This window comes from Marinoscillum sp. HNIBRBA16962 (assembly GCF_057801515.1).
Map to the genome: position 1 here is coordinate 2588405 of NZ_CM173603.1, position 13724 is coordinate 2602128.

Here is a 13724-nt window from a genome sequence, read left to right on the forward strand (position 1 = left end):
ATCATTTTGTCTATAGCCTTTACTTGCCTATTGCTAATTGCCTACCGCCTATTAAGATAATTGGGTTGAGGCTACGTGTGCGGACGGCTAGTCCCCGGCAACATGGTCATTTCATGTTAGGGTTGTGCAAGGTCTTCGTTAAACTTATAGCCCACACCCCAGGTTGTCAGAATGTATTTGGGGTTAGCCATGTCAGGTTCTATTTTGGCTCTTAACCTATTGATATGTGAGTTTACCGTATGTTCATAACCTTCAAAGTCATAGCCCCAGATCAGGCTGAGTAGTCTGGCTCGATTGTAGCTTTTTCCGGGGTTTGAGGCCATCAACACCAGCAACTCAAACTCTTTTGGCGAAAGGTCTATTTTTTGACCGCATATCAACACTTTCCGCTTGTCAATGTCAATAAACAGATCATCAAAGGCCAGCGTTTTGGCATTGCCTTCGAGAAGTGACTCACGGATCATCCTGGTTCTTCGAAAAATGGCCTTAACCCGCGCAATAAACTCCCGCACACTGAATGGCTTTACCATGTAGTCATCGGCTCCTACTTCCAGCCCCAGAACCCTGTCTATTTCCTCAGATTTGGCCGTAAGCATCAGTACTGGAGTATTGATATTTCGGCCCCTGAGTTTTTGGCAGATCTCAATCCCATCCAAAGATGGCAGCATGATATCCAGGATGATAAGATCCGCATGTTCGGAGGAGATTGACTCAAAGCCTTGCTGGCCGTCCTGATAAGATACTACCTCGCATGAAAGGTCCTTCAGGTGGATTTCCAAAAGATTACAGATCTCCTGATCGTCTTCAATGATGACAACCTTACGCTTATCCATAGTGCTTGCAATTAAATGACTAATTATCACAAAAAAGTCACAAAGGATCCTGAACCCCTATCTTTTGCCATGAGAATCTGGTACCAAAGTCGCAGCGGTTACCTGATGAAGGCAACTTTTCAGGCTGTTTGAGAGGTATCTTAAAGCAGCATCCTGTGATAAAAAGTTTAACTCTCCGTGATGTCTGCATAATCTTTTTATGCTTGGTTTGTGTAATTGAGATCAATGGTGTGTTTTTCTGATAAATGAATATCTGTTAATTCTGAAAGCCTGCCTTACTAATGGGGTGGGTTTTTTTTGATTAGGGATTTTTCAGTAAAATGACCGTTTGCTGACAATACCTGAGGTGATTAAGTGTACATTATGTAAATTAGTTGATTATGAGATACTTGCTAGGTGTAGCCATATTGAGTTTTTTATTTCTTGCTTCCTGTGTAGAATCAGATGTTACTAAGGACGATGATGATGCGGGACCGATGATCGAAATAGATGATGCGGCGCCTGCTGTAATGGTGGGAAGTACATTGCAACTCACTGCTCATTATCTGGATAATGGTGTTGAAAAAGAAGTGGATTTTGAGTGGGCTAGTGACAGTGAGCATGCTACCGTGGATGGAAACGGGCTGGTGACGGGTATATCTAAAGGCGCAGCTAGTATTACAGCATCTTATGAAGGCACAACCAGTCCATCACATGATATTCAGGTGGTCACCGATCCGAATGAGATTGCCAGTGTGGAAATCTCTACACCCAAGACGAATTTGGACGTAGGTGAAGAGATACAGCTCAACATTGAAGCTAAAAATCTGGATGGAGGAGTTGTTGAGATCATGTCTGAAATTACATGGGAATCTTCCGCTTCGGGGGTCATTTCTGTAGACACAGAAGGTCTGGTAACTGCTCATATGGACGGGAGTGCTGAGATCACTGCTACAGTGGATGAGGTGACAAGTAAGCCCCTTATGCTCACTGTAGGGGACCAGGCCCGATCCGGGACCTTTGTTGAGAACGGGTATACAGCGGAAGGAACTGCCACCCTGATGTATGATCAAAGTGGTGACCTTATTCTCACTTTTAGCAGCGACTTCAAGACAAGTTTTGCCCTGGGGACTTTCATTTATTTGAGTAACAGCATAGATGGTGGAGAGACAAGAGCCAATGGACTGGAGCTGGAAGAGATCACTACCAATGGCGCAAAAGAGTTTAATGTATCCGCAGTTGATTCTGGTGTGACGATCAATACTTACGATTACGTGATTATCTTGTGTAAACCTGCCAGTATTACCTTTGGATATGCTGAACTTATGCCTTGACCAAAAAATGGAAAAAATTAAATTATTACTGCTGTCCCTTGCTTTCCTGGTAGTTACCCAAAATGTTTTTGGCGGAGGAGGATGGACCTACCAAAAAGGAAAAGGGTATTTTAAGCTTTCACAAAATGTGATCAGGGCAAATGCCTATTTCGGCCCGACCGGAGATGTGGTGGATCTGCCACAGAAGATCAGTCTTTACACCACCAGTCTTTATGGAGAATATGGTATCACAGATCGGCTGACCGCTGTGGCCTATGTACCTTTTTTTGTGCGTGCTACTTTGAATCAGCTGGAGAATCCTTCCGGGATGGTAGTTTCGGAAGGAGATGAGGTCAACTCATTTGGGGATACGGACATTGGTCTTAAATATGGCTTCTTCCAGGATAAGCCTGTGGTAATGGCAGTAAGTCTGATGTTTGGATTACCATTTGGATATTCAGAGGTCAGTTCAGAACGAATCCTGCAGACGGGTGACGGAGAGTTTAATCAGATGATCAAAGTGGAGGCTAGTCGTTCTTTTCATCCTGTTCCTGTTTATGTAAGTGCACTTGTGGCATTTAACAATCGCACAAATGGCTTTTCTGAAGAGTATCATTATGGTCTGGAAGTGGGCTATACCCTCGATCGGTTTTATGCGAACATAAAACTCCATAGCAGGAATTCTTTTAACAATAGTCCGGATAATGCCAACCAGTCCAATACTGGGTTTGCGAATAATACGGAGTACTTCAGTTTTACCCCTGAGATCGCTTATTCGATAAAGGAGAATTGGGGAGTTACTGCTTCCGCCGGTTTTGCTTTCTCCGGAAGGAAGAATCTCGCCTCACCCAATTTAGGAATAGGGGTATTTATGGAGCTTTGATTATTTATCTATTTTTTCAAAATGCAATACTCAACCCAAAATATGGCTGTACATATTTGGTGGCTTTAAACTCCCCTTCATCATTTTGTTCCCAATAATAATAATAGTCCACCCCTGCGGCCAGGAATTTATTCATGTGATAGATAAACCGCAGCTTTGCCAGTGATCGCCTGTCGAAGGTAAATGCATCTCCAAGGTCATCCAGGTTTCCTTTGATGTAGCTACCGTGTAATGAAATCTTGTCTGCAAGCCGCTCCAGATCGGCGTGGACACGTACGGTGGCCGGGGATTCTGCTGAAATATTATCCGGGATCATGAGACTGCCTCCCAATTGTACCTTCTTAAGGATGTGACCGGTAAGACTTCCGTAGATCCCGCTCATTTCTTCAGCATAAAGTAGTGAAAAAATTCGCTCGTCTTTATTGATCTCATAGGTAGCATCAAAGAACTGCGGCAAATAATGCTCGGAATAGTTGAGGCGCTCGATGCGTACATCAGTAGAAAGCAGGTCAGCAATGAAGTGGAACCTGAAGTTCATCCCTACACTGAAACCTGTACCGTCCTGAAAGCCATCCTCCAGGGCAGGAGCTGTGAAAAAGTTAGCCAACTGATCGAGAGCGTCAGATTGCACTTTCAGCTTACTATAAGTTGCAAAGAGGTCGACCTGAATGAATGGAACACGCAGCAAAGTTAATCCTGCATCCACACCAAAGGCTCCAATACCATCTTTAGTGAGCTCATAGGTGGAAGCACTATCACTCCTGGTGAGTTTTGTTTGGTCTCTGTCTCGAATGAAAGTAGTACCAACCTCGAATGTTCGAACGATCGGGATGGAAGTCCACGCCATTGGTCGTACGTACGGTCGAACGGCCAGTAGATTCATGGAAGTGAAGTTGAAATCACTGTAAAGTCCATCTATACCCACCAGACCTTTTAGATTGAAGTCATAATGAAGACCCACTTTTCGTTTTTCGAAGCTGGTGGTGTTAGTATAGTTATTTACCAGACCGCCGAAACCGATCATGGTATTGTTTAACTGGCCCACTTTGACATAAACCGGATCCGCTTTTTGTACACCTACACGCAGGTAGGTGATCAGCCGGGCGATACCCACACCGTCTTCAAACATCTCGGTACGTATGGATTTTTCTTCCAGTCCGTACAGGATCGGAATATTGAGACCCACACCCACTTTGCCCAGGTTGAGCTCAGGGTTGATGGTCATGCCTACATAATACCGGTCTTCTATCTGCGTGAAAGTGAAGCCTCCGTTCACGGTGCTTCCACCACCTCCCGAGCTCATTCCTGAGCGGAAATCCTCAACAGGTGGACCTGAAATGTCTTTTTTCTCTTTCTTTTCTTTGGTCTGTCCTTCTTCGGTTTGTCCTTCATCTACGAGCTCCTCTCCAGGATAAGAGTATTCCTCTTCCTCCTGATCCAAAGTATCTGTAGGAGTTACGGTACTATCTGATGGCATGCGAAGGGTATCCGAGGGCACATTGTATCGGATCTCCATCTGCTTTTCTTCTTGCAGACTATCTGAAGGCACATCCAAACTATCTTGTGTGACTGTGGTATCTGGCAAAAGGCCTTTTCTCCGCATTTTCTCCAGTTGTTTCTGGCGCTTACGCTCTTCTTTTGCTTTGCGCTTGGCTTCTTTTTTCTTGGCTTTAGAGTCCTCCCACAGGTAGGAATAGTCTGCGTATGGGTCTTCTTCCGTCTCCTGGGCAAGGAGAGGAGTGGAAAGATAGAAAAAAGCCAGGCCTAAAAATATCAATAACTTGGATGTCTTCATAGCTGTAAAATAATTCAAACTAAAGTTTAGGGCACCTCTAAATAATGCAAATTAATGGGAATATCTGCCTATTTAAAAAGAAAATATCTGGGAAATCAGCATACTAGTCCCTCCGTCACATTGAGTGACGCATAGGTGTAACGCATGAAATGGGATCTACACTACCCCCTGATCTGTTTTTTTTAATTGCGTTAAATAGAAGGTTTTGTAGTTTGGAAACGCTGGCAGCGTAAGTCCCACTTTCAAATAAGCTGACACTGGAAAGGCAGTAATGAATAGCTTGAAAAATCCTTTAACAAAACAAGTCTACCCAAGTTATTTGTGAACACTTCACTAATTAATGCTAATGATAGATCACCTAATAGAAGCCAGGAATGCTTCCATTGCGCCAGGGATGGCCGTGAAGCGTATTCTGCCGTTTCGACTCAAACGAATGGTCGGACCATTCATATTCATGGATCATGCGGGTCCGGTAAAGGTCAATCCCAATGAAATTTCCAACATGGATGTGCTTCCTCATCCGCACATCGGCTTGTCGACGGTAAGCTACCTTTTCGGCGGACAGGTGACTCACCGGGATAGCCTTGGAGTAGAGCAGGTCATTAAACCCGGAGAGGTTAATTGGATGACTGCAGGCAAGGGTATCGCGCATTCTGAGCGGTTTGAAGACCCGGAAGTACTGGCTGGTGGTGAGCTGGAGATGATACAGACCTGGGTAGCTTTGCCAAAAGAAGATGAGGAATCGGATCCCTCTTTTGAAAACTATCAGCCTGATCAACTTCCCATCTTTACGGACAAAGGTGTATGGATGCGCCTGATCGCTGGTAATGCCTTTAATCTCAAAAATGAGGTAAAAACCCATTCTCCACTTTTTTATCTGCATGTGGTCTTAGAAAAGGGCGGACGGTTTGGTCTGCCCCAGGGTTATGAAGAACGGGGAGTATATGTGGCGAAAGGAAGTGTGGAGATAAAGGGGAAGGGTTACAGTGTCGGGCAATTGATGGTGTTTACCAAAGGAGTAGACCCGGTGATTGTTGCCAGGGAGCCATCCACATTGATGCTTCTGGGAGGAGAGGCACTGGGTGAACGCCATATCTGGTGGAATTTTGTTTCTTCCACCAAAGAACGCATTGAGCAGGCCAAAGCTGACTGGAAGGCAGGGCGTATTCAGCTACCTCCTTCAGATGCTGATGAGTTTGTGCCATTGCCGGAGAATCGGTCCAGGTCGGCTAGTACTCCGGAACCTGGTGCACTTTCATAATTGCGCAGCTTAGTATCTTTGATCACTTCCACCTTCTGATTCCTGGTAGCTGCATCAAACATTTTGGTATAGCTGACACGTTGGCCATTTTTTACTGACACGTAGAAGTATTCCCTTCCCTCCAGCTCCACGATACATTCTCCAAGGTCATAGCGCAGGCATTTCACCCGGGCTCCAACTTCAATGGGATGACCATCCAGGTCCAGAATGGCGGGTATTTCTTTTTCTTTGTTCTTTTTCTTAAATAATCCCAGCATAGATTAAAATTCGGACCCAAAGATAATGATGTTGGAGAGACACACTATTCAATTAATTGTGCTTAATGCAAGATTTTAGTAGGTTGAGAAAAAATTACCGTTCTAAATATGAGATCACAAAATTCAATCTGTCAACTGTCTATTGCTATCCTACTTTTATTCATTTCATTAGTTCAAAGGTTGCTGAGCCAAGCGGTTTGCCGCCCAAGCTTGATCATACCTGGCCTGCCTTTGCCGAAAGTGGCTTCTGCAGGCAGGTTAGTGTTCTCAATGTTTGGGTTGAGCATCATGCTCATTTCGTGTGATGATACCTCTGAAGATTTAAATGAAATAACGATCGTTGGAGAGTGGGAATTTGTTGATTCCCGGATTGAGCTTTATACCATTGATGATATAGATCCTATGACTTTCTATGTTGAGGAATTAGGGTTCTCCGAGACAGAAGCAGAGGAGAAAATGGGTCAGATTAAGCCGGGGGTTTCAGATCATTCCGGGCTAATTTGGAGGTTTTCTACTGAAGATAGTCTGTATGTATCCAATGCAGATACAAGTTGGGTTGAGTTCTATAACTATGATCCGGAGCTTATGAAATTATCCCTCCAGGATGGGTCCTATGATGTATTGGCTCTAAATCTGGAAGAGCTTTTAATCAGGTATTATTTTACGATTATGTTACCTATTGAGGGTGGTTCACATGAAGCGGCCTTTCATACATATTTTGACCTTGAAAGAAGATATTAAGGCTTTAAAAAGCTTTTTCTTTAAGCATATCCCTTCTCCAGTAAGCCACTAAACAGGCGATTAGGAAAAGTACTGCATTCACAATGATGGGTTCACCTCTGAGTATGTGGGTAATAGCCGCGCCTATCATGGTAAGTGCCAGGCCTATGGCGGCCAGGGGTACGAAAAAACCAAACCTGCGAACAAACATCGGAGCGATCAACCCAATAGCTCCGAGTATCTCTAAGGCTGCGATGACCTTGATCTGTAGTGGTGTGAAGTCATTGATCCATTCCAAGCCCTCTATGGCAAGTAGCTGTTCATAAGGGGTAAATAGCCTAAAACTCGCCCCAAATAAAAATGACAGGGCCAGTAGCCCCTGTACGATCCATTTTACAATTTTCATAGTCTGATTCCTGAGTGGTTTTTTTAGATGCAATTTAATTCTAAAAGCAATTTCCTGACAATCAAAACTCAACTTGTCGTAAACCGCCCCCATTTTAGACGCAAATGCACAATAAATATTTTATGGTTTTACCTGACCTTTGATCAGGAAAGTTAAAATAATTCGGCACAGGATTGTATGTCGCTTTTAGAGATACGGAAGGAAACCGCAGCAGTAATTTTACAACCTAAAATGTAACTTATAAAATGAATGAAGTGAAACTAACCATCCCTGAGGATTGTGGTAATGCTCCCAGAAAAGCCTTTTTGAGGGATTTCAATATTGCTTTTGCAAAATGCGATGTGGAGTTTATCACCGGATCGGTAGCAGATGATATTGAGTGGAATATCTATGGAGATAAGCGGATCATTGGAAAGACGTCTTTTGATAAAGTCGTGGCTGAAATGGCCTGTTACAGGCCCGAGGGTTTGATCATTCACCGGATCATAACGCACGGTAAAGAAGCTACGGTAAATGGAGAAGTCATCATGGAAGGGAAGCGATATGCCTTTTGTGATGTGTACGAATTTGTGAGCGCCGGAAAGAACATCATTAAGCGGATGGATTCTTATGTACTTCGTGCTGAATTTAGTTAACGATTAAACTTCTAAGACATGAAATTTAAAACTGTAGATGAATATTTCAAACAAGCTCCTGAGGAAGCTCTGGCTCACCTGGAGGAGATACGAAAAATACTCCGGGAAGCACTCCCGGAAGCCGAAGAGGTGATCAGCTATAATATGCCTGCTTTTAAGCAGGAGAAAGTGCTGGTGTACTATGCGGCAAGTCGTCATCATCTGGGATTTTATCCCACACCTTCACCTATTGATAAATTTGAGAGTGCGCTTAGTGATTACAAATTTTCAAAAGGCGCCGTTCAATTCCCTTACAACAAACCTTTGCCTGTAAAGCTGATCACTGATATGGCGAAGTTGAGGTTGGAGGAGGTTGTAGAAAGGTGAAACAGGTGAGTTTTTCAAAATATCATTAAACCACCTTGATCAGATAGTAATTCTTTTTCCCTTTTTGCGCCAGCAGGTATTTGCCTTGCAGGAGCTTAAAGTCCACTGCATCTTCAGCAGAGCTAAGCTTTTGTTTGTTAATGCTGACGCCTCCTTGCTTGATCATTCGCCGAGCTTCCCCTTTGGAGGGAAACACCATTCCACCAGTCAGTTCACTCAAAAGGTCGGTTACGTTGGCCGCACCTTCAAACTGAGATTTGCTGATCTCTGCCTGAGGCACACCTTCAAAGACTTGTAGTAAAGTTTTTTCTTTGATGGACCCTAATTCTTCCGTAGCAGATTTTCCGAAAAGGATCTCCGATGCCCTGATAGCTGTATCCAACTCTTCCTGTGAATGCACGCGTACGGTAACTTCCTCGGCAAGCGCTTTTTGCAGCGTTCGTTGGTGGGGAGCTTCCCGGTGTTCCGTGATCAGGCTTTCGATCTCTTCTTTCTCCCAGGTACTGAAGATCTTGATGTATTTCTCTACATCTTCATCAGAAGCATTGAACCAATACTGGTAAAACTTGTAAGGGGAGGTCTTTTCCGGGTCCAGCCAGATGTTACCTCCTTCAGATTTGCCAAACTTGGAGCCATCTGCTTTGGTGATGAGGGGAGTGGTCATGGCAAATGCTTCGCCCTGGGCTTTTCTTCTGATCAGCTCAGTACCGGTCACGATGTTTCCCCACTGATCAGACCCACCAAGCTGCAGTTTCACATTCTTATTTTTCCATAGCCAGTAAAAATCATACCCCTGAACAAGTTGGTAAGAAAACTCGGTAAATGACAGGCCTGTTTCCAATCGGGTCTTCACGGAATCTTTGGCCATCATATAGTTGACGGAAATGTGTTTACCCACATCACGAATAAACTCCAAAAAACCAAATTCTTTAAACCAATCGTAGTTATTCACTACTTCAGCAGCATTTTCTCCTTCAAAAACAAGAAAATTCTCCAGCTGCTTTTTGACGCAGTTGAGGTTGTGATTGAGTGTTTCTTCATCCAGCAGGTTTCGCTCGGCAGATTTACCGGAAGGATCGCCTACCATACCGGTAGCGCCTCCTACCAATGCTATAGGACGGTGGCCGCAACGTTGAAAATGCATCAATGTCATGATCTGCACCAGATTACCAATGTGGAGAGAATCGGCTGTAGGGTCAAACCCGATATAAGCGGAGGTCATCTCTTTTTTGAGTTGATCTTCCGTGCCAGGCATCATGTCATGGACCATGCCTCTCCACTGCAGTTCTGCTACAAAATCTTTCATCAAGGAATCGTTTTTTAAATACTGTCGCAAAAATAGGAGGGCTTTTGAATTTTACTTAGTGATTTGGGTATTATTGCTTGGTTGAGCCTTTTCTTGTCATGAGGGAACGATAGTACCTCATTAATCAACTCTTATTCTGATTTTTATTCTTTCATCAGGCTGATTTGTTGTCTATTTTTGAAGACTAACGGATCATCTGCTATGGGAGAGCAAAACGTCAAAGTTATTTCCAGCCAGAAGCAGCTCAATACTTTTACTCGTCATTTGCTGAAAGATATCCATGCCCTGGAGCGCATGTTGGAAGAAGGTTGGTTTAACGACAACCCCCTGCATATTGGTGCTGAGCAGGAGATCTGCATTGTCGATCAACATTACAAACCGGCTCCTAAATCTCTCGACCTGCTAAAGGAGCTAAAAAATGATGCTTTTACAACAGAGCTGGCGTTATTTAATATAGAAGCGAATTTAAAACCATTGATGTTTACCGGGGACTGCCTGAGTCAGATGGAAGGTAACCTTAACACACTAATGGCTGAGTTGAGGGCTGTGGGAGATTCGGAAAAACTCAATTTTGTGTTGACCGGCATCCTCCCAACCATCCGAAGGTTTGATCTGGAAATAGAAAACCTGACTCCACTGGAGCGTTACCATGCTTTACTGAAAGCTATCAGTAAAATGCGCGGTAAAGCTTATGAGCTCAGGATCACAGGATTGGATGAGTTGAACATTCGTCTTGATTCAGCCATGCTGGAATCCTGCAACACCTCTTTTCAGGTTCACCTGCAGGTCAGACCTGAAGATTTTGTCAGGAAATACAATATTGCTCAGGCTTTGGCAGCTCCCGTGCTGGCCATCAGCTGCAACTCACCTATACTTTTCGGGAAGCGACTATGGAGTGAAACCCGTGTGGCTTTGTTTCAGCAGTCTGTTGATACGCGGATCCCCGGAGAACATATCAGAGACAGAAGTCCGCGGGTTACCTTCGGGCAAGGCTGGCTGAAAAACTCTATAGTGGATATGTATAAAGAAGACATCGTCCGGTTCAGGGTTATGCTCATGGCAGACTGTGAGCAGGATGTCATGCAAATGCTTGACGATGGCCTTACCCCAGGGCTCCGGGCCCTGACCATTCATAACAGTACCGTTTATCGCTGGAATCGCCCCTGCTACGGCATTAGCCCAAATGGAAAACCTCATCTGAGGATTGAGAACCGCGTGTTACCCTCCGGTCCTTCCATTATTGATGAGGTAGCCAACGCAGCCTTTTGGTTTGGCCTCATGAATGCGTTTGATGAAGAGTACCCGGACATCACCAGGGTAATGGAGTTTGATCACGCAAAGGATAATTTTATATCTGCAGCCCGCGACGGACTCAATACGGACTTTACCTGGGTGAATGGTAAAAAGGTAGATGTGCAGAAGCTGATCAGGAGAGAGTTGTTACCAATAGCCCGAAGGGGGTTGGAGAAAAACAAAGTGGATCCACGAGATATCGATAAGTACCTGGAAGTGATCGAAAAGCGTAATGACAAACGACAAACGGGCGCTCAGTGGGTAGTCAATTCCTACACGAATCTGGTAAAGGAGACCACGAGAGAAGAGATCCTGGTTGCCATTACTTCGAGCATGATCCAAAATCAAAAGGAGGGAAAACCTATTCATGAATGGAAGCTGGCAACCCTGGATGATATTACCAACTGGCATCCATACTCGATGCTCGTTGAAGAATTTATGACGACTGATATTTTTACCGCTCAGCAGGATGATATACCGGAGCTGGTAGCGGATATTATCAATTGGAGGCAGATCAAGCATGTACCGATAGAGGATGATAAAGGACGTCTGAAGGGTGTACTGAATTACCGGATCCTGCTAAAGCACTACAGTGGAAAAACCCATGTAAATACGGGAGAAAGTATACTTGTCAAAGACCTGATGGACAAAGATCCGCCTACCATACATCCCGAGGCTACTATCCAGGAGGCCTTAAAACTCATGAAAGAGCAAAGGACAGATTGCCTTCCTGTAGTGAAAAATCAGCGATTGGTGGGGATTATCACCGAAGGCAACTTCCTGAATATTGCTGCAAGCTTGCTGAAAAGCCTGAAAACTGGTGATTCATAAGGCTAATACCTATTTTTACTAAAAATGGAGCGAATTCTTGGTGTCCTGTCTGGTGATTCTCCCGGTCCTCTGGTTATTTGCATTGCCGGCATTCACGGCAATGAGCAAATCGGGATCCATGCGTTTCGGAATGTACACTCATCTATTATCAATCATAACATACCTTTCAAGGGCAAGCTGGTGGGGTTGGCAGGCAACCTGAAGGCCATCGAAAACAATGTACGCTTTCTGGATTATGATCTGAACCGATGCTGGACAACGCCTATGATCCAATCCATTCTGGATGATACCTACCAGCAAGGAGCTGAAAATGAGGAGGTCAAGGAACTTTATGAAATAATCGAACGAGAGAGTGACGGTGATTTCCCATTAAAGGTTTTGGCGGACCTTCATGCTACTTCATCTGATAAGGGAAATTTTGTGGTAGTACCTGATGATGAGGGAGATCATCCGGTAGTCAAAGCGCTTCATTTGCCAGTTGTGATCGGGTTGCACAAATATCTGAGTGGGACCTTGTTGTCTTATTACCATGAGCGAGGTTATGTCTCATTTGCTTTTGAGGGAGGAGTAATAGGTTCACAGGAAGCGTACAGGCTACATACCTCCGGGTTATGGGAAATTCTGGACAGTGCAGGGTGTATTTCACACCACGATCATGAAACAGAGGACCATTATTACCGAAACCTCGAAAGCGTTGCTTCTGCTTTTCCCCGAAAGGTGGAGATCGTTTACAGACATACGATAGAAAAGGGGGACGGATTTCGTATGCTCCCGGGCTTTCATAACTTTCAGCCAATCCATGAAGGACAGCTGCTGGCACTGGACAACCAGGGGGAAGTCCTCGCGCCAATGGATGGGATGATCTTTATGCCACTGTATCAGCCTAGTGGAGAGGATGGTTTTTTTGTGGTAAAAGAAAGTACCTGATCAGAAATAGACAGTCCCTGTCAACTCTTCGGAAACCTTCCACAGTTTCTTTGCTTTTTCCGGATCTCTGGAATTACGATTGGATCCGACTTTTCCGGGTTTGCCTCTGAACTGTCTAAAACCTTTGGGTCCGTAGTATTCGCCCCCTTTGGCATCAGGATCCAGAGCAGCCATAAGAATCGGCTCGGCAGCTTTATTCGGAGGCTGAAAAATAAGGGGTTGGACCAGTTTTCCAAGAGCATTGGCAATGGAGGGAAGATGCCGGCCCAGGTTGGTGATGGAAACTCCGGGGTGAGCAGCTAATGACCGGACCTGAAACCCCTGATCATCCAGCTTTCGCTGAAGTTCATAGGCAAACATCAGGCAGGCAAGCTTGCTTTGTGAGTAGCCCTTTCGTCGGTCATAGCCCTTTTTAAAGTTCAGATCATCAAAGTAGATATCTCCCCAGTCATGGGCCAGACTGCTGAGGGAAACCACTCGGGATCCTTTGGTCTTTTGCAGTATTTCCATGAGCACACCTGTTAAAGTGAAATGGCCCAAATAGTTGACTGCCAGCTGACTTTCAAATCCATCTTCGGTCAGGGTATAAGGAGGAAGGAAGATCCCCGCATTGTTGATCAGCAGGTTAAGATGTTTATGTTTCCTGAGGAATGTGGTGGAAAATTGTTTTACGGACTGCTGCTTGCTTAAGTCCAGTTCCATAAACTCCAGACTGGCCGTTGTGTAAACTTTACTGATACGGTCTATGGCTTTTTCTGCTTTGGTTTGATTTCGGCAGGCCAACACAACATGCATATCCTTTGAAGCCAGTGCTTTGGCAGTCTCAAATCCAAGTCCTACGTTAGCGCCAGTGACTATTGCTGTCCGGCCTTTTTGCGATCCGATCTGATCTACGTATGATGTCATAAAGAAGTAATCC

General features: G+C 44.6%; 14 protein-coding genes. 8 read left to right on the plus strand and 6 right to left on the minus strand.

Annotation, left to right across the window (positions count from 1 at the left end; all coding sequences use genetic code 11):
* Window positions 1-116 precede the first annotated feature (116 nt).
* Window positions 117-833 (minus strand): response regulator transcription factor, encoded by a 717-nt coding sequence (locus tag AC3E9V_RS11000; protein WP_488753244.1) that lies wholly within the window; start codon window positions 831-833, stop codon window positions 117-119.
* 380 nt (window positions 834-1213) lie between these two features.
* Here AC3E9V_RS11000 and AC3E9V_RS11005 point away from each other — a divergent pair, with 380 nt between their 5' ends.
* Window positions 1214-2146, plus strand: a complete 933-nt coding sequence (locus tag AC3E9V_RS11005) for an Ig-like domain-containing protein (protein ID WP_488753245.1) — start codon at window positions 1214-1216, stop codon at window positions 2144-2146.
* Window positions 2147-2153: 7 nt separating this feature from the next.
* A complete protein-coding gene (locus AC3E9V_RS11010; RefSeq protein WP_488753246.1) occupies window positions 2154-3008 on the plus strand; it encodes a hypothetical protein in 855 nt (284 codons plus the stop codon).
* A gap of 16 nt (window positions 3009-3024) precedes the next feature.
* Here AC3E9V_RS11010 and AC3E9V_RS11015 read toward each other — a convergent pair whose 3' ends face one another.
* Window positions 3025-4803 carry a hypothetical protein gene (locus AC3E9V_RS11015; RefSeq protein WP_488753247.1) on the minus strand — a complete coding sequence of 593 codons (1779 nt, stop codon included), beginning with the start codon at window positions 4801-4803 and terminating at the stop codon, window positions 3025-3027.
* Window positions 4804-5149: 346 nt separating this feature from the next.
* Here AC3E9V_RS11015 and AC3E9V_RS11020 point away from each other — a divergent pair, with 346 nt between their 5' ends.
* On the plus strand, window positions 5150-6064 hold the full coding sequence (locus AC3E9V_RS11020) for a pirin family protein (RefSeq protein WP_488753248.1): 915 nt from the start codon (window positions 5150-5152) through the stop codon (window positions 6062-6064).
* On the opposite strand, the gene AC3E9V_RS11025 is transcribed toward AC3E9V_RS11020, so the two are convergent.
* Window positions 5971-6321, minus strand: a complete 351-nt coding sequence (locus AC3E9V_RS11025) for a hypothetical protein (protein WP_488753249.1) — start codon at window positions 6319-6321, stop codon at window positions 5971-5973. The two genes, AC3E9V_RS11020 and AC3E9V_RS11025, sit on opposite strands and share 94 nt — an antisense overlap.
* Before the next feature lie 210 nt (window positions 6322-6531).
* Between AC3E9V_RS11025 and AC3E9V_RS11030 the strand changes: the two genes are divergently transcribed.
* A complete protein-coding gene (locus tag AC3E9V_RS11030; protein ID WP_488753250.1) occupies window positions 6532-7062 on the plus strand; it encodes a hypothetical protein in 531 nt (176 codons plus the stop codon).
* A 4-nt stretch (window positions 7063-7066) separates the two neighbouring features.
* Here the strand turns inward: AC3E9V_RS11030 and AC3E9V_RS11035 are convergent, their stop codons facing one another.
* Window positions 7067-7447 carry a DoxX family protein gene (locus AC3E9V_RS11035; RefSeq protein ID WP_488753251.1) on the minus strand — a complete coding sequence of 127 codons (381 nt, stop codon included), beginning with the start codon at window positions 7445-7447 and terminating at the stop codon, window positions 7067-7069.
* A 245-nt stretch (window positions 7448-7692) separates the two neighbouring features.
* Here AC3E9V_RS11035 and AC3E9V_RS11040 point away from each other — a divergent pair, with 245 nt between their 5' ends.
* Both AC3E9V_RS11040 and AC3E9V_RS11045 read left to right on the plus strand, forming a co-directional pair.
* On the plus strand, window positions 7693-8082 hold the full coding sequence (locus tag AC3E9V_RS11040; RefSeq protein ID WP_488753252.1) for a nuclear transport factor 2 family protein: 390 nt from the start codon (window positions 7693-7695) through the stop codon (window positions 8080-8082).
* Window positions 8083-8100: 18 nt separating this feature from the next.
* Window positions 8101-8448 carry an iron chaperone gene (locus AC3E9V_RS11045; RefSeq protein WP_488753253.1) on the plus strand — a complete coding sequence of 116 codons (348 nt, stop codon included), beginning with the start codon at window positions 8101-8103 and terminating at the stop codon, window positions 8446-8448.
* Between the two features lie 25 nt (window positions 8449-8473).
* Here the strand turns inward: AC3E9V_RS11045 and tyrS are convergent, their stop codons facing one another.
* Window positions 8474-9754 carry a tyrosine--tRNA ligase gene (gene tyrS / locus AC3E9V_RS11050; RefSeq protein WP_488753254.1) on the minus strand — a complete coding sequence of 427 codons (1281 nt, stop codon included), beginning with the start codon at window positions 9752-9754 and terminating at the stop codon, window positions 8474-8476.
* A gap of 201 nt (window positions 9755-9955) precedes the next feature.
* Between tyrS and AC3E9V_RS11055 the strand changes: the two genes are divergently transcribed.
* Both AC3E9V_RS11055 and AC3E9V_RS11060 read left to right on the plus strand, forming a co-directional pair.
* Window positions 9956-11878: a CBS domain-containing protein gene (locus AC3E9V_RS11055; RefSeq protein ID WP_488753255.1), complete on the plus strand. Its 1923-nt coding sequence runs from the start codon at window positions 9956-9958 to the stop codon at window positions 11876-11878.
* 24 nt (window positions 11879-11902) lie between these two features.
* Window positions 11903-12805: a hypothetical protein gene (locus AC3E9V_RS11060; RefSeq protein ID WP_488753256.1), complete on the plus strand. Its 903-nt coding sequence runs from the start codon at window positions 11903-11905 to the stop codon at window positions 12803-12805.
* Here AC3E9V_RS11060 and AC3E9V_RS11065 read toward each other — a convergent pair whose 3' ends face one another.
* Window positions 12806-13711 carry an oxidoreductase gene (locus AC3E9V_RS11065; protein ID WP_488753257.1) on the minus strand — a complete coding sequence of 302 codons (906 nt, stop codon included), beginning with the start codon at window positions 13709-13711 and terminating at the stop codon, window positions 12806-12808.
* Window positions 13712-13724 lie beyond the last annotated feature (13 nt).